Annotated in this window: 13 protein-coding genes; 8 read left to right on the top strand and 5 right to left on the bottom strand. The window is 57.1% G+C overall.

The window, feature by feature from the left end; all coding sequences use genetic code 11:
* Nucleotides 1-65: 65 nt before the first annotated feature.
* Both A4E19_19600 and A4E19_19595 read right to left on the bottom strand, forming a co-directional pair.
* Entirely contained in the window at nt 66-1,388 is a 1,323-nt protein-coding gene (locus A4E19_19600; GenBank protein OQW32242.1) for a hypothetical protein, read from the bottom strand.
* A 126-nt stretch (nt 1,389-1,514) separates the two neighbouring features.
* Nucleotides 1,515-2,519: a hypothetical protein gene (locus A4E19_19595; protein OQW32241.1), complete on the bottom strand. Its 1,005-nt coding sequence runs from the start codon at nt 2,517-2,519 to the stop codon at nt 1,515-1,517.
* A gap of 222 nt (nt 2,520-2,741) precedes the next feature.
* Here A4E19_19595 and A4E19_19590 point away from each other — a divergent pair, with 222 nt between their 5' ends.
* From A4E19_19590 to A4E19_19575, 4 genes are all read left to right on the top strand, one after another.
* The gene (locus A4E19_19590) at nt 2,742-7,259 is read left to right on the top strand and encodes a glutamate synthase subunit alpha (protein OQW32240.1); all 4,518 of its coding nucleotides are present in this window, start codon (nt 2,742-2,744) and stop codon (nt 7,257-7,259) included.
* A gap of 86 nt (nt 7,260-7,345) precedes the next feature.
* Nucleotides 7,346-8,782, top strand: coding sequence for a glutamate synthase (gene gltD / locus A4E19_19585; GenBank protein OQW32239.1), 1,437 nt, complete (start codon nt 7,346-7,348; stop codon nt 8,780-8,782).
* A gap of 149 nt (nt 8,783-8,931) precedes the next feature.
* A complete protein-coding gene (locus tag A4E19_19580; GenBank protein OQW32238.1) occupies nt 8,932-9,210 on the top strand; it encodes a hypothetical protein in 279 nt (92 codons plus the stop codon).
* A gap of 163 nt (nt 9,211-9,373) precedes the next feature.
* Nucleotides 9,374-9,592 (top strand): hypothetical protein, encoded by a 219-nt coding sequence (locus A4E19_19575; GenBank protein OQW32237.1) that lies wholly within the window; start codon nt 9,374-9,376, stop codon nt 9,590-9,592.
* A gap of 195 nt (nt 9,593-9,787) precedes the next feature.
* Here A4E19_19575 and A4E19_19570 read toward each other — a convergent pair whose 3' ends face one another.
* Nucleotides 9,788-10,225, bottom strand: a complete 438-nt coding sequence (locus A4E19_19570; GenBank protein ID OQW32236.1) for a hypothetical protein — start codon at nt 10,223-10,225, stop codon at nt 9,788-9,790.
* A 640-nt stretch (nt 10,226-10,865) separates the two neighbouring features.
* On the opposite strand from A4E19_19570, the gene A4E19_19565 reads away from it, so the two are divergent.
* The gene (locus A4E19_19565) at nt 10,866-11,354 is read left to right on the top strand and encodes a type VI secretion protein (GenBank protein OQW32235.1); all 489 of its coding nucleotides are present in this window, start codon (nt 10,866-10,868) and stop codon (nt 11,352-11,354) included.
* A 158-nt stretch (nt 11,355-11,512) separates the two neighbouring features.
* On the opposite strand, the gene A4E19_19560 is transcribed toward A4E19_19565, so the two are convergent.
* Nucleotides 11,513-11,848 (bottom strand): hypothetical protein, encoded by a 336-nt coding sequence (locus tag A4E19_19560; GenBank protein ID OQW32234.1) that lies wholly within the window; start codon nt 11,846-11,848, stop codon nt 11,513-11,515.
* Nucleotides 11,849-12,212: 364 nt separating this feature from the next.
* Here A4E19_19560 and A4E19_19555 point away from each other — a divergent pair, with 364 nt between their 5' ends.
* The 3 genes from A4E19_19555 to A4E19_19545 are packed head-to-tail and all read left to right on the top strand — an operon-like array spanning nt 12,213 to nt 14,029.
* Entirely contained in the window at nt 12,213-12,644 is a 432-nt protein-coding gene (locus A4E19_19555) for a hypothetical protein (protein ID OQW32233.1), read from the top strand.
* A gap of 10 nt (nt 12,645-12,654) precedes the next feature.
* Nucleotides 12,655-13,803 carry a hypothetical protein gene (locus A4E19_19550; GenBank protein OQW32232.1) on the top strand — a complete coding sequence of 383 codons (1,149 nt, stop codon included), beginning with the start codon at nt 12,655-12,657 and terminating at the stop codon, nt 13,801-13,803.
* 16 nt (nt 13,804-13,819) lie between these two features.
* Nucleotides 13,820-14,029 (top strand): hypothetical protein, encoded by a 210-nt coding sequence (locus tag A4E19_19545; GenBank protein ID OQW32231.1) that lies wholly within the window; start codon nt 13,820-13,822, stop codon nt 14,027-14,029.
* A gap of 220 nt (nt 14,030-14,249) precedes the next feature.
* Here the strand turns inward: A4E19_19545 and A4E19_19540 are convergent, their stop codons facing one another.
* A complete protein-coding gene (locus tag A4E19_19540) occupies nt 14,250-14,858 on the bottom strand; it encodes a hypothetical protein (protein OQW32230.1) in 609 nt (202 codons plus the stop codon).
* Nucleotides 14,859-14,874: the final 16 nt, after the last annotated feature.

The raw sequence follows: 14,874 nt of genomic DNA, 5'->3' as shown, positions 1-14,874 counted from the left end.
GGGCGAATCGGCCGGAGGGGTCGGTGCGCCATGTGGCGAGCGGCGATAGGCTGGACATCTCCGCCTCAATCGTGCATCACGTTGATGACAAGCCCCGTCAACGGCTTCGGATAAAAATACGTTGACTTGTGCGGCATCCGCTCGCCCGCGGCCGCCACGGCTTGCACTTCGCTGACCTTCGTGGCGTTGAGCAGGAATGCGCCCGTCCCGGTCCCATTAGCTGCCCAGTCCAGGGCTTCATGGTCATCCTTGGTATACACGATGGCCTCTTGTTCCTGCTGCGTGGGGCAAAGCTTCGTCACGATCAGCTGTTGCAGCAGGGAGACGTCGAGTCTGGCCCGAGGAGAGGCCTGAGAAGAAGGTCGATGGGCCGGCTTCAGCGTGAGGGTGACGTAGCGGTCGTCGCCTTGTCGGGTCAGCCCGAATACCGGGGCATTCTTTCCCTCAGTCCGCAAGCTGGTCAGGAACTGTGCGCGCGCTTGGCGTTCGGTGGATGCGTTGAATGGGAATTCTCGAAACTCGAACAGGTCGCTCAGCGCGGTCTTGATCTGGTTCCAAGGAGGCAAGGGGGTCGTTGTCACTCGATGCGTCGGCAACACCGTCAACCCCGGATCTTCAAGCGGTGCCAGCAGCATCAAGACCGAGTCGTAGGGTTGCAGCCCGGTCCGAGGACCTGTCTGCTGTCTTCGGAGTTTTTGATAGTTCAAGGCGGTTTCATAGCGATGGTGGCCGTCCGCGATGAACAGCGGTTTGCTCTGCATCGCATCGGTGATTTGTTTCAGCACGGCCTCCTCCGTCACGGCCCAGAGGCGTTCGCGACAGCCGGCATCGTCTTGGAAATCGTAGCGCGCGGGCGTGCCTTTGACCGCCGTTTCCAGAAATTGAATGACGGCACCGAGCGGGTCCGAATAGAGGGACCAGATCGGGCTGAAGTTGGAACGACAGGCTTCGATCAGATTCAGGCGATCCGTCTTTGCCGCGGCGCGCGTATTCTCATGGGGATAGATATGTCCGGAGTCGAGCGCTTCCAACTTTGCCAGGGCCAAGAATCCCCGGAGTATTTTCTTCGGGGCATCGGGCGGCGAGTAGGGAGGCGTGTATTCAATCGTGTGGTAGTAGACGGCAGGCCGCGTGTCCCGCTTGAGGATTCCGTCGTTGAGCCAGGTTTGCAGCGTCGCGGCTGCACGGGTGTACCGATTGTGGGCCCGATCGTCCCCGGGCTGATCGAGTCCTAATTCCATTCGGATAATATTGTGGGGATGACGGTCGTGCAGCTGTTTCTGCCCATGTGCGTCGATGATGTCGTACGGGGGGGCGACCACATTCTCAATGGCGCCCACGAGCGTCTGGTCGTACAGTATGCCCTGAAACGGAAAAATCTGTGACATGAGCAACCTCTTGGCAATGTCGTGACAGCGACGACGGTTTGATGGTTACAGGAGAGAGCGGAATTCTTTAGTCCTACGCCGTGCCGCTCCGAGGGCCCGGCGTCCTTCCTGCTGGCGGGACGACGGCTACCGGTCGCGGGTAATCATATAATCAGCGGCGACCAACAGCGCGCGCCGTGCGGTACTATCCTCGAATCGTTCGAGCTCATGCTTGGCGGCGGTAATATACGCGCTCGCGCGGTCCATGGCATACGCGATCGAGCCGAAATCGGCCATCAACAGTAAGATTCGTTCAAGATCGGCCGTGCTCAGAGTTCGGGTTTCCATCCGATCCTTAATCATCTGGCGGTCTTGCTCCGAGCAATGGTGCAACAGATGCAGAAGGGGCAGCGTCGCCTTTCCCTGCCGGAGATCCTGTCCGATCGTCTTCCCGAGCGATTCGCCGTTGGCGGTGTAGTCCAAGGTATCGTCGGCGACTTGAAAGGCGATGCCGAGGTATTGACCGAAGCGGAACAGCGCTTCCTGGTGCGTGTCCGACGCTTCCGCCAGAATGGCGCCCATGCGGCAGGCCGCGGCGATCAGGCCGGCGGTCTTGTGCTCCACGATCTTGATATAGTCGCTCTCCGGCATCGAAGGATTGCCGTTGTAGTACAGCTGAAGGACTTCGCCTTCCGCCATTTTCTTGCACGCCTCGGCCAGGACTTCATTGATGCCTTGACTCTGGAACTCGACGACCTTGCACATGGCCTTCGTATAGAGGTAATCGCCGACCAGAATGCTGATCTGGTTTCCCCACACCCTGCGTGCGGTTCGCCTGCCTCTCCGAAGATCGGCATCGTCCACGACGTCGTCGTGGAGCAGCGTGGCGGTATGGATGAACTCCACGATACTGCCGAGTTGATGGTGCTCGGTGCCGAGATAGCCGCAGAGACGGGCCGATAAGAGGAGGAGCAGGGGACGGATGCGCTTGCCCCCGCCGCTCAGGATGTGGGCGGCAACGGTATTGACCAGCGTCACGCTGGAGTCGAGATTTTTTCTGACCCGGTCCTCTACGCCGTCCAGTTCATCACGGTAGGCGTCCCACACGTCCGACATGCTGTGGAGAATGGCGATGACTGGACCTTGTGTCATGCGGCGGATGGTATGGCAGCCGAGGAAATAAAGTCAAGCAAATGAAAGCGGTATAGGTCTATCGTAATCTTGACACAGGAATGACCCATCCAGTAAGGTCCCACCGTAACGATCGGGTGAGGTTCACCCTGAGCGGTAAGGGGGCAGATTCACCCATGGTTTCTCGCGTGCTCTATTCCCCATACCATAAAGAAACTCTCACTCTTTGAACGAGATAGGCGCATGAATATTCCTGGGTTTCCCCGCCAGCAAGGACTCTATGATCCTCAGCACGAGAAGGATTCCTGTGGGATCGGCTTTGTCGTCAACATCAAAGGGAGGAAATCCCACGACATCGTCCGCAAAGGACTTCAGGTATTGGAGAATCTGACCCATCGCGGAGCACAGGGGAGTGATCCCTCCACCGGGGATGGAGCAGGAATTCTTTTGCAAGTCCCTCACGCCTTTCTGAAGCGGGTCGCAGGCGATGCCGGTGTGTCGTTGCCGGACGTGGGCGAGTACGGAGTAGGCCAGCTGTTTCTTCCTCCCAATTCGGATTCCCGACGGCTGTGCGAAAAACTGTTCACCGAGATCATTCAGGAGGAGGGCCTTCGCTTACTTGGATGGCGTGATGTACCGGTGAAGAGCGACCAGATTGGTGCTCAAGCGAGAACCACCGAGCCCTTCATGCGGCAGATCTTCATCGCCCGCGATGCCCTGAATGAAGCGCAGTTCGAGCGAAAGTTGTATGTGGTCCGCAAACGAGTTGAAACGGCCGTGGCCGAGTCGGCCATTCAGGGTCGAGAGCATTTCTACGTGGTCAGCTTGTCGGCGAACACGATCGTCTATAAAGGGCTCTTGTTGCCGCATCAAATGGCGGCCTACTACCAGGACCTCACCGATGAACGGATGGTGAGCGCGCTGGCCTTGGTGCATTCCCGCTTCAGCACGAATACGTTTCCTACGTGGCCGCGGGCCCATCCCTATCGGTATGTATGTCATAACGGGGAAATCAATACGCTGAAGGGGAACGTCAATTGGATGAAGGCTCGCCAAGGTCGTCTTCATTCCGAGCTGTTCGGGAAGGACATGGAGAAGCTTTTCCCGATCGTCTCGGAGAATCAAAGCGACTCGGCCTGTCTGGACAATGCCCTGGAATTTCTGCTGCTCGGGGGTCGCTCGCTGCCGCATGCCATGATGATGTTGATTCCCGAGCCGTGGGTGGCGAATCCACAGATGGATTTGGATCGCCGTGGGTTCTATCAGTACCACGCGGCGATGATGGAGCCCTGGGACGGACCGGCGGCCGTCTGTTTTACCGACGGCAAGATGATCGGCGCGACGTTGGACCGGAATGGGCTGCGTCCCTGCCGCTACCAAGTGACGACCGACGGTCTCGTGGTGCTGGCCTCCGAGGCCGGGGTTTTGCCGGCCGACGCGAAGGAGATTCGCATGAAGGGTCGGCTCCAACCTGGTCGCATGTTCCTTGTCGACACCGTACAGGGCCGCATCATCGATGACGAGGAGATCAAGGCCGATATCGTCGGCCGCAAGCCCTATCGTAGTTGGGTGACGCAGTACGGCGTCTCGCTGGACGAGTTGCCGGATCCGTTGAATGTTCCGCAGCCGGACCATCCGACCATCCGCCAGCGGCAGCAAGCCTTCGGTTACACGGTCGAGGAACTGAAGATGGTCATCACGCCGATGATCGTGACGGGCGAAGAAGCCGTCTCCTCGATGGGCACCGATACGCCGTTGGCGGTACTATCTGATCGGCCGCAACTCCTGTTCAAGTATTTCAAGCAGCTCTTCGCGCAGGTGACGAATCCCCCCATCGATCCGATCCGCGAGCAACTCGTGATGTCGCTCGTGACGAATATCGGTCCGAAGCCCAACTTGATGGACGAATCGCCGGAGTCGTGTCGCCGCATCAAGGTGCAGCAGCCGATTCTCACGAACGCCGATTTGCAAAAGATCCGCGGGATTTCCGATCCCCACTTCAAGAGCAAGACGCTCCGGATGTTGTTCCGCGTCGCCGAAGGGCCGGATGGGCTGGGCGAGGCGGTCGACGAACTGTGCCGGCAGGCCTCGCAGGCGATCAAGGAAGGTTACAAGTTCCTGATCCTGAGCGATCGTGGTGTCAATGAAGAGTGGGCGCCGATCCCGAGTCTGCTCGGTATCTCCGCCGTTCACCACCACCTGGTTCGTGAGTGTACGAGAACGGAAGTGGGCCTGATCCTGGAAACCGGCGAGCCGCGCGACGTCCATCAGTTCGCCTGTTTGCTCGGCTATGGTGCCGGGACGATCAATCCGTATCTGGTCTTTGAATCGCTCGTCGACATGGAACGCGACAATTATCTGCCGGAAGGGCTCGACGCGCAGACCGCGGAGGGAAAATTCATCAAGGCCATCAACAAGGGGTTGCTCAAGATTTTCTCGAAAATGGGAATCTCCACCGTACAGTCCTACTGCGGTGCGCAGATCTTCGAGGCGATCGGGTTGAATCATGAACTCATCGACCGCTACTTTACCGGGACACCATCGCGCGTGGAAGGAGTCGGTATCGGCGAAATCGGCGAAGAGACGTTGCGCCGCCACCGTGTAGCCTATGAGCCGGCCGCGATTCGACAACTCGATTTCGGCGGCGAGATCCACTACCGCATCCAGGGCGAGCACCATAACTGGAATCCGGAGACGATCTCCAAGCTGCAGCACGCCAGCCGTTCGAACGACCCGAAGACCTATGCCGAATTCGCGCAGATCGTGAACGATGAAAGCAAGCGGCGGTCGAACTTGCGCGGCCTGCTCGACTTCAAGTTCGATCCTCAACCGATACCGATCGACGAAGTGGAGCCGGCCAAAGACATCGTCAAGCGCTTCAACACCGGCGCGATGTCGTTCGGGTCGATCAGCAAGGAAGCGCACGAAACGCTGGCGATCGCGATGAACCGGCTCGGCGGCAAGAGCAATACGGGTGAAGGCGGTGAAGATCCCGAGCGGTTCAAGCCCTTGCCGAACGGCGATTCGAAGAACAGCTACATCAAGCAGGTGGCGTCGGCCCGATTCGGGGTCACGGCGCATTACCTCGTGAACGCGCGGGAATTGCAGATCAAGATGGCACAAGGGGCCAAGCCCGGAGAAGGCGGCCAACTGCCGGGGCACAAGGTGGACGAACACATCGCGCGCTTCCGCTATGCCACGCCTGGCGTACAACTGATTTCGCCGCCGCCGCACCACGACATCTATTCGATCGAGGATTTGGCGCAGCTGATTTTCGACCTGAAGAATTCCAATCCCGATGCCGGTGTGTCCGTGAAATTGGTGTCGGAGGTGGGGGTTGGGACGGTCGCGGCCGGAGTCGCCAAGGCTCATGCGGACAAAGTGCTCATCAGCGGCGACTCGGGAGGCACAGGGGCGTCACCGTTGTCGTCGATCAAGTATGCCGGGATTCCCTGGGAACTGGGGTTGGCGGAAACGCACCAGACGCTAGTCCTGAACGATTTGCGCGGGCGCATCCGTGTGGAAACGGACGGTCAGATGAAGACCGGACGAGATGTGGTGATTGCGACGTTGCTTGGTGCGGAGGAATACGGCTTTGCGACGGCGCCGTTGATCGTCGAAGGCTGCATCATGATGCGCAAGTGTCATCTGAACACCTGTCCGGTCGGGATCGCGACGCAAGATCCTGAATTGCGCAAGAAGTTCAACGGCAAGCCGGAACACATCGTCAACTACCTGTTCTTCGTAGCCGAAGAAGCGCGGCAACTCATGGCGAAGCTCGGCTTCCGGACGATCAACGAGATGGTCGGCCGTGTCGACAAACTCAAGATCACCAAAGCGGTCGACCATTGGAAGGCCAAAGGACTGGATCTGACCCCGCTCCTCACGGCTCCGGATGTACCATCGGATGTGCCCCGCTACTGTGTGCGGAGGCAGGATCACGGACTCGCCGACATTCTCGACAACAAGCTCGTCGAGCTCTGCAAGGATGCGATCGAAAAGGGTGAGAAGATCTCATTCGATCTTCCGATCAGAAACATCAATCGAACGACCGGCACAGTGCTCTCGAGCAAGATCGCGAAGAAGTATGGGCTTGACGGATTGCCCGAAGACACGATTTCGATCAAGTTCACGGGCTCAGCCGGGCAATCCTTCGGCGCCTTTTTGGCGAAAGGTATCACGTTGACGCTGGAAGGGGAGTCCAACGACTATATCGGCAAGGGACTCTCCGGCGGCAAGATCATCGTTTTTCCGCCGAAGAACATCCTGTATAACCCGGAAGAGACGATTTTGATCGGCAATACGTCGCTCTACGGAGCCACGCAAGGTGAAGCCTATTTCTACGGCATGGCGGGTGAGCGGTTCGCGGTGCGGAACAGCGGGGCACAGGCCGTCGTCGAGGGAACAGGCGATCACGGTTGTGAATACATGACCGGAGGCGTCGTCGTGGTGCTTGGGAAGACGGGCCGCAATTTCGCGGCCGGCATGTCCGGGGGAGTGGCCTTCGTCCTGGACGATGCCGGGACATTCCAGAGCCGCTGCAACACGGGGATGGTCGAACTGGAGCCGGTCACGACTAAGGAAGACAAGCAGCTGCTCCATGGATTGATCACGAAACACTTCATGTATACCGGCAGTCGAAAAGCCAAACAGGTGCTCGACGCATTCGACGCCACCTTGCCGAAGTTTGTGAAGGTGATGCCGGTGGATTACAAGCGTGTCATCGAGGAACGGAAGCGGAAAGCAAGTGCAGTCCATTAGCGGAAAGATTAAGGTCAAGGTTAAGGCTAAGGGCGGGAAGGATTCTTCCTCCACCTTAACCTCAGCATCAATCGAGAGTCGTAAGCATGGGTGACCCAAAAGGTTTCCTGAAATACGCCCGCGAGGGCCCGAAGCGCAAGCCGATCGAACTGCGCGTACTCGATTGGAAGGAGATGTACGAACCGATCTCCGAGGACAAGCTGAAGGTCCAGGGTGCACGCTGCATGGACTGTGGCGTGCCGTTTTGCCAAGGCCACACCGGTTGCCCGGTCGTGAATTTGATTCCCGAGTGGAACGATCTCGTTTATCGCGGCCGGTGGAAAGATGCCCTGAAAGCCCTGCACACGACGAACAACTTTCCTGAGTTCACCGGCCGCCTCTGCCCGGCGCCCTGCGAAGGGGCCTGCGTGCTGGGGATCAACGAAGATCCGGTGTCCATCCGCATCATCGAGTGGAACATCGTCGACCGCGGGTTCAACGAAGGTTTTGTCACGCCGATTTTACCGGTCGTGAAAACCGGCAAGACCGTGGCAATCGTCGGGTCCGGTCCGGCTGGATTGGCCGCGGCACAGCAACTGGCTCGAGCCGGTCACGAGGTAACGGTCTTCGAAAAATCCGATCGGATCGGTGGCTTGCTCCGCTATGGCATTCCCGACTTCAAGATGGAAAAGTGGGTCATCGACCGCCGCCTCGAACAGATGAAAGCCGAGGGGGTGAAATTCCAACCCGGTGTCGCCGTCGGCAAGGACGTGACCGGCGAAGAGTTACGCCGACAGTTCGATGCCGTGGGATTGACCATGGGCGCCGAGCAGGCACGCGAGCTGCCGATTCCCGGACGGGATCTGAAGGGCGTGCATCTGGCGATGGAATACCTCACCCAACAGAATAAACGTACCGCCGGGATTCCCATGACCGACGAACCGATTACCGCCAAGGGGAAGCGCGTGGTCATCATCGGCGGCGGCGACACGGGATCGGACTGTCTCGGCACCGCGCACCGCCAAGGCTGTGTCGAGGCGCACCAATTTGAATTGCTGCCGGAACCGCCGCCGCAACGGGCCGAGTCCACGCCCTGGCCGCTCTGGCCGATGCAACTTCGTACGTCGCACGCCCATGAAGAGGGTTGTGACCGGCAGTGGAGTGTGTCCACGACCAAATTCTCCGGCCACGACGGCCATGTGACCAAACTGCATGCCCATCGCGTACAGTTTGAAAACGGCAAGTTCGTTCCTGTTCCCAACACTGAGTTTGAAATGAATGCCGATTTGGTCTTGCTGGCCATGGGCTTCACCGGTCCCGTCAAGAGTGGTCTGCTCGACAGCCTCGGCGTGAAGTATGACGCGCGCGGGGCCGTGGCGGTTGATGAGCACTTCATGACCAACCTCGACGGCGTCTTCGCGGGCGGCGACACCAAACGCGGCGCCTCCCTCATCGTCTGGGCCATCGCCGAAGGGCGAAAAATGGCGGCGGGGATCAATCAGTATCTGCTAGCCGGCAAGTCGGCGAAGAACGGTCGATCATAATCGCTGAGTAGTCCGTGTAAACGCTCCAACTTGCAGTACTACTCCTCCCGATATCCGAACAGCTGGTATTTCTATGCGTATCCGCTAGAATAGCCGAGTGCCCATCTACGAACCCATATTCAAAATCCTGAATGCAGCGGGTGTGCGGTATGTGGTTGTGGGCTACCCTGTTGCATAGGTATGCTCGATTGACGGCTGATGTCGATCTGGTCGTCGATCTTGCACCACAAGAAGTCCTCAAATCGATTCGGACGCTTGTCGGAAACGGGTTTCGGCCGCAAGTTCCCGTATCGGCGGAAATGTTTACTGATCCAGCGGTCCGTGAAGAGTGGCTTCAGGAAAAGCACCTGCGCGCCTTTTCGCTCGTCGATCCGGCGAATCCCATGCGTGTAGTTGATTTGTTGCTAAAACCAGAAGTTCCGTTTTAAGTACTCTGGGCTCGATCCCAGGAAGTCTTGGTAGGTAGCACATCTGTCAGAGTTGCATCTCTTGATGACCTCATTACATTGAAACGGCACGCCGGCAGGCCGCAGGATTTGGCAGACATTGTTGAGCTAGAGGCAGTTCGTAGACGAAAGCGAGATCGTTGACATGGCAGAGGAACATAAAGTTGCTTCAGGAGAGACGCAACCAAAGCAGTGGGACGCCAGTGATCAAAGTCTGCTTTCGGCTACGTTGATGGCGACGCCGACGCAGCGGATAGCTTGGTTGGAAGAGGCGCTCCAGCTGGCCTATGCCACCGGCGCTTTGAAGCCGAGACGGATGATGACCCAGGAAGAATGGGACGCGATGGGGTCATCACGTCTGTGATCGTCTGGGCGATTTCCGAAGAGCATAAAATGGCCGTAAGGATCGATAAGGATCTTCAGCGGACGATTGGAACCACCTGACGACTTCTAACTGCGTTCTCTGCACACTTTCCCAGTCGAGGTGAATAAAGGTATCCGGCCTTTTAAAATGCTCACGGAACCCCATGCCCGTGGCAAAGCCTGGTATTCTGGTGCACTACCTATAATAGTGGGTTCGAACGCTCGCCTGCCACTTCTGGAACACAGCCTGCAGTGCCTTCTTGGAACCGGAGCCCATGCTCTGCGTCGGCATTTTGTGAACGAACACATCGGAAACACCCGGGTCGAAGACGCCGCCTGAAATTCCATCCTCTGCGAAGACTAGCAGGGGTAAGCCGAGGCTATAGAGAAGCCCTGCCTCAAGATGATTCCATGCTGTCGGGAAGTAGACCGATGTTGTCTGCTTGCGCTGCTCAGACGAGCCCCGCTTCCATATGCCTGCTGGTGCAGAAAACTGTTCAAATCCGAGAATCACGCCGCCTGAGCAGTGTTTTGCAAGTAAGAACACTTCACGCAAGGGTAGTTCAGTTGGGTAGTCTGACCTCCCCAGTGCACGCGGTTCGAGATTGTGCCGAGATAGTTCACGAAGAACCATACTTCGCTTCGCATCCTGTGCAGGACTGAGCGAGGTGGGGCTGGACAAGAAGACCGGTATTTTCATGGCGTTAAAAGGCTCGAAGAATTTTGTCTATCTACTATAGAGTCGCCCGAAATCATATTGATTTCTCCGATACTTAGCAAGACAGCTCTGACATGCGCACTTGTTCACCTGGGTTAAACGTGTAGCTTGGAGAGCGAAAGTGGAACTGAGACTGAAATTTAAGCTAAACCATTTGTCTTGCCCTGACGGGGATCATTGCGACGGGAGCCAAATTACTATATATACGGGCGTAATAAGAGCGATTCTTGAGTCGCTACCAGTCCATTTACCTGATTGGTAATCAGAGCCTGTAACTTCCGTAAGCAGTGTTCTCAAGGTTGGAGGAAACATGGCAGACAAGAAAGTCATTTTTGTAGCATTCGCCATTGAGGATGAGCGACAACGGGATTTGCTAAAGGGAAATAAGAAAGGGGTCGGGAATCATTTTAGTGAACAGATTCTGAATCTATAGTGTAAAAGCCTCCCAAAACCATCATTTTCAACGGCCACAACCTGCCTCATTGACAGCGTTCCGTCCAAGAACGTAGCCTGTCTGCCGTCTTACATATTCAGGAGTTCATAGGAGGGCTATCTCATGGCGGCTGTGGATTACTTCCTCAAGATCGACGGGATCGAGGGCGAGAGCAATGATCTGAAACACAGAGGGGACATCCCCCTGGACTCGTGGTCATTTGGGGGCACGCAAACAGGGGGCGAGCATTTCGCCGGCGGAGGGGGCGGGGGCAAGTTCTCCGCGCAAGATTTTCATTTCACCACGAAGATCAGCAAGGCCTCTCCGCGGCTCTTTCAAGCCTGTGCGACCGGTCAACACGTCAAAGACGCCATACTCGTTGCCAGAAAGACGGGAGAGGGACGGCAGGAGTACTACAAAATTACGTTCAGCGATTGTCTGGTGTCCTCCTATCAGCAGGCTGGTACTGCCGGGTCGGATATTCTTCCGACGGATCAGGCATCATTGAATTTTGGGAAGATCCAGATCGAGTACCTCGAGCAAAAGCCGGACGGGTCTTTCGGCGCAGTTGTGAAGGGAGGCTATGACTTGAAGCTCCATAAACCCGTGTAGGGAAAGCTCGCCATCCGATGGTTCCAGATTACTGCAAATTGGCTTTGAGAGGAGAGGGTTAGCCGGAGGTCTATTCGAGCAAGTTGATCCAAAATCTTTCCAACCCTGGAACAACTGGAGTGAGGTGCTGTCAACGAGGTGTTGCGGGTGAAGGAAGCTTATGCGAAAGCAGCGCTGAGCACCAGCTCTTCTTCCTCGACATCATTGGAAAGAATAGTGACTTTTGGACCTTCAACCAAATCCGTAATTCGATCGCGATCGCCCTGGGCGTATCGCAGAAACTCAATGCCGAACTGATTGTCTTTGTGCCAGCGCACGACCGAGACCTCAACGGCGAGCGGAGACTCTGCTTCAGGCGCGGCGAAGTGCAGGGCAAGGTAGCTTCCGCGAGTCAGAGCGGCGTTGCTTTGCATGCGGCAACCTGTCGCGGAAAAATCGAAGAGGATCCCTTCTGCAACGCCGTTGTCGGTCTGGACGCTGGCGGAATACCGCACATACTTTCTTGGGCTACTCCGTAGCCGCATACGTGCCTCCGTGCTACTGGCTGTATCGGCCAGGTCGAGAAAAACTTAATGCCCTGGTCCGCCGTCTCACTCGCTTTTCGGATATGCAAGCTGGTTTCTAGCGTGCTTGCTTCCGCTCATGTGCGTGCGTAGTATTTCGCAAGCACGGTGGTTTCCGATCCAGGGAATGATGCGGAGGCGATGAAGGCGATGGGCTTTCGATCTAGAAGCAGTGATCGAGGAAGCGCTTCGCTTGCTTGTCTTTATAAAATGATAAGGGGGGTCGTTTATGAGGAAGGATCGGCCTTGAGGAGAAGGTGCGCGAGCGGGAGGAAAGAATGGAGTATTGATTACAATGTCTAAATTTCCCCGAAGTCCCAAAGCTCTTCTCGGTGATATCGCGCATCTTGGGCGGTTTATCGACAAGATTCGTTTGCGCCATGCCGGGCAGATCCAGGACTACAACTACATGACGGTTGGGTTCGATAAGTACTTGATTGACTTCCTCGGTATCAACGCGACATCGTTCGAACAGCGGGTCTTGGCCGGGGGGACGGATGAGGAACTGCTTGCCTGGGTGAAGGCCAACGGCCGCAGGACTTCTGACGATGAGATCGCGCAATGGTCGCAAGGGCTGCTTGCTTCCGGTCCGAAAGATGAGGCGGCTCGCCAGCGGTTCCAAGGTCGTCTACATGAGATTGCGGCTAAGAGAGGTATGTCCGCCAGTTCATTACCTCCTGTTACGACATGGGCGGATGTGATCGAATTGGATGAGGGGAGACTGTAAGGCGCAAGAGATGAGCCGGGCTGGTCTCATCAGCGCCTTCCTTGCGCTGGTCGTCGGATTTCCGCTTCTCGGCGTGCTGTGGGCCGGTGAGCCGCTCTGGCGCTACCTCGAATTTCCTCCCCGCACCAGGTATGTACAGCATGAGCCCTTCTCCTGGCCGGTGTTCCTCGCGTTGTCACTTTTGATCGTGCTGACAGTTGGACCGATGCTTCTGCGTGTGGTAAATGCAAATCTTCGCCCATCATTTTCATCAACTCAGCACTCGGCACTCAACGCTCAGCACCGTCGTTCATCGTTCCCCTGGTGGGGCTGGGTCGGAATCGGATGGACCGGCCTGTGGTGGGTGGTGGCCTGGACTCGGTTGCCCTTGTTGGCGCCAGTGCAGGAACAGACGTTCACGCCGCTGTGGCTCGGCTACATCACGATTGTGAATGCCTTCACGTTCGCCCGTATCGGCCGATGCATGATGCTCCATCGCCCCCGCTACTTCCTATCGCTGTTTCCGCTGAGCGCCGCCTTCTGGTGGCTGTTCGAGTATCTGAATCGCTTCGTGCAGAACTGGCATTACGTTGGAGTGGCTGAGCTATCGTCCATCGAGTATTTCCTGAAAGCCACGATTCCATTTTCCACGGTGCTGCCGGCCGTCATCGGCACAGCCGAGTTGCTGACTTCGTGTCCTGCCATCGGTGCCGGCCTGCATCGGTTCAAACCCGTTCGGCTCTTACAAAAGAAGTGGACAGGCTGGTTCCTATTGGTGTTGTCCTGTTGTGGACTCTTCGGCATTGGACTGTGGCCCAATTATCTCTTCCCACTGGTCTGGGTAGGACCTCTGTTGCTGGTGGTTTCGCTGCAGGAGTTGGCCGGGAGGCCGACCGTTCTGTCGGCACATGCCCGTGGCGATTGGCGGCGTGTATGGATTCCGGCATTGGCGGGGCTGATCTGCGGAGTGTTTTGGGAACTTTGGAATTGGAAGAGTCTGGCCCATTGGGAGTACGCCATCCCGTTTGTGCATCGGTTCGAGCTGTTTGAGATGCCATTTTTGGGCTATGCAGGGTATTTGCCGTTTGGTGTTGAATGTGTTGCAATGGCCGATTTCTGTTTGAGCCGTGAGGTTTCGGCAAAGTCCAATCCTTCCGTCATGAATAACGGCCATTGTTGAGAACTGGACTCACTCGATGCCGGATCAGCGTCTCATCCGACTACTGGCGGTCATTGCTTTTCTGAACGTGCTGCATCTGCTCGATCATGTCTTCCGCGGGGATTTTCACTGGTCGATTGATGAACAGTCGGTGGGATTTCTCGTCGTGGCAACCGTCATCCTCGGCGGGATGGGGCTGGTGTGCGGCTCTATCGTGCAGGCCTCGTTGGACCGCGGTTCTGGATGATTGTCGGAGTGCTTGGATTGGGACTCGGCTGGCTTTCGCACTTCAGCTCGATGACCGATCAGCCGGTCTCAGTCATCTACCACGGGTATACGGTTCCCTGGGCAGGACTGTTCGCGGTCGGCTGTTTCTCTGCTCATGGCGTCTGTGCTCGGGGCGACTCTTTTTGCCGGATATTTGTGGCGGCGAGGGGGGTCGCGTGATTCGTGACATCGAATCGGTTCTACTTCAATTCCGTCCACCCGCCTGCGTGCGAGCGAAAGGCCAGTTGACGCGCTGAGGTGCGGATCACGGTCACGTCGTTGGTCTGGTCGATGGATTGCATCTGTTCCTGGGCCGACCAGCGCACGGCAAAGAAACCCCCGGTGAACGCGGAAAACGCCAAGGCTCGTTCCGAGGTGACCACGACGATCACATGGCCGTGCCCCTGCAGTTGTTTGACGGATTCATTCGGCCCCAACGCATCGCTGAACCAATGGCCGCGACTTTCCTGAAACCCATGGACTCGCCGGTTCGTTTGAACCATCAGGAGCCGCGGCAACACGTGGTGCCGTTCGACATGTTCCTCGATCCCCAACGGCACTTCCGTCCATCGGCGTAAGCCGGACGAAAAACCCAACAGTCGGCGGGAGGTCTGGGCAAAGCCGGCCGGTCCCTGAGCCGTCGTCGTGACGATCGTTTCATCGACTCCCAATGGCTCCTCAACCGGGCTCCCGCTTCCTGGCAGCGCAACGACGCGATCCTTTACGACTGTAACGAGGACATCGACCTGGCGAACCTGCGCGAGTGCAGGACTTGAGCCTAGAGAGACCAGGATCAGCCATGGAAGCATGGAGCACGAGGTGGAG

Source organism: Nitrospira sp. SG-bin1 (genome assembly GCA_002083365.1).
Lineage (GTDB): Bacteria > Nitrospirota > Nitrospiria > Nitrospirales > Nitrospiraceae > Nitrospira_D.
This window is presented reverse-complemented; position numbering and strand designations above follow the sequence as displayed.

Coding starts and splice junctions, on each gene's coding strand:
- A4E19_19600 (OQW32242.1), bottom strand. CDS start 1,388: ATGTCACAGATTTTTCCGTTTCAGGGCATACTGTACGACCAGACGCTC.
- A4E19_19595 (OQW32241.1), bottom strand. CDS start 2,519: ATGACACAAGGTCCAGTCATCGCCATTCTCCACAGCATGTCGGACGTG.
- A4E19_19590 (OQW32240.1), top strand. CDS start 2,742: ATGAATATTCCTGGGTTTCCCCGCCAGCAAGGACTCTATGATCCTCAG.
- gltD (OQW32239.1), top strand. CDS start 7,346: ATGGGTGACCCAAAAGGTTTCCTGAAATACGCCCGCGAGGGCCCGAAG.
- A4E19_19580 (OQW32238.1), top strand. CDS start 8,932: ATGTGGTTGTGGGCTACCCTGTTGCATAGGTATGCTCGATTGACGGCT.
- A4E19_19575 (OQW32237.1), top strand. CDS start 9,374: ATGGCAGAGGAACATAAAGTTGCTTCAGGAGAGACGCAACCAAAGCAG.
- A4E19_19570 (OQW32236.1), bottom strand. CDS start 10,225: ATGGTTCTTCGTGAACTATCTCGGCACAATCTCGAACCGCGTGCACTG.
- A4E19_19565 (OQW32235.1), top strand. CDS start 10,866: ATGGCGGCTGTGGATTACTTCCTCAAGATCGACGGGATCGAGGGCGAG.
- A4E19_19555 (OQW32233.1), top strand. CDS start 12,213: ATGTCTAAATTTCCCCGAAGTCCCAAAGCTCTTCTCGGTGATATCGCG.
- A4E19_19550 (OQW32232.1), top strand. CDS start 12,655: ATGAGCCGGGCTGGTCTCATCAGCGCCTTCCTTGCGCTGGTCGTCGGA.
- A4E19_19545 (OQW32231.1), top strand. CDS start 13,820: ATGCCGGATCAGCGTCTCATCCGACTACTGGCGGTCATTGCTTTTCTG.
- A4E19_19540 (OQW32230.1), bottom strand. CDS start 14,858: ATGCTTCCATGGCTGATCCTGGTCTCTCTAGGCTCAAGTCCTGCACTC.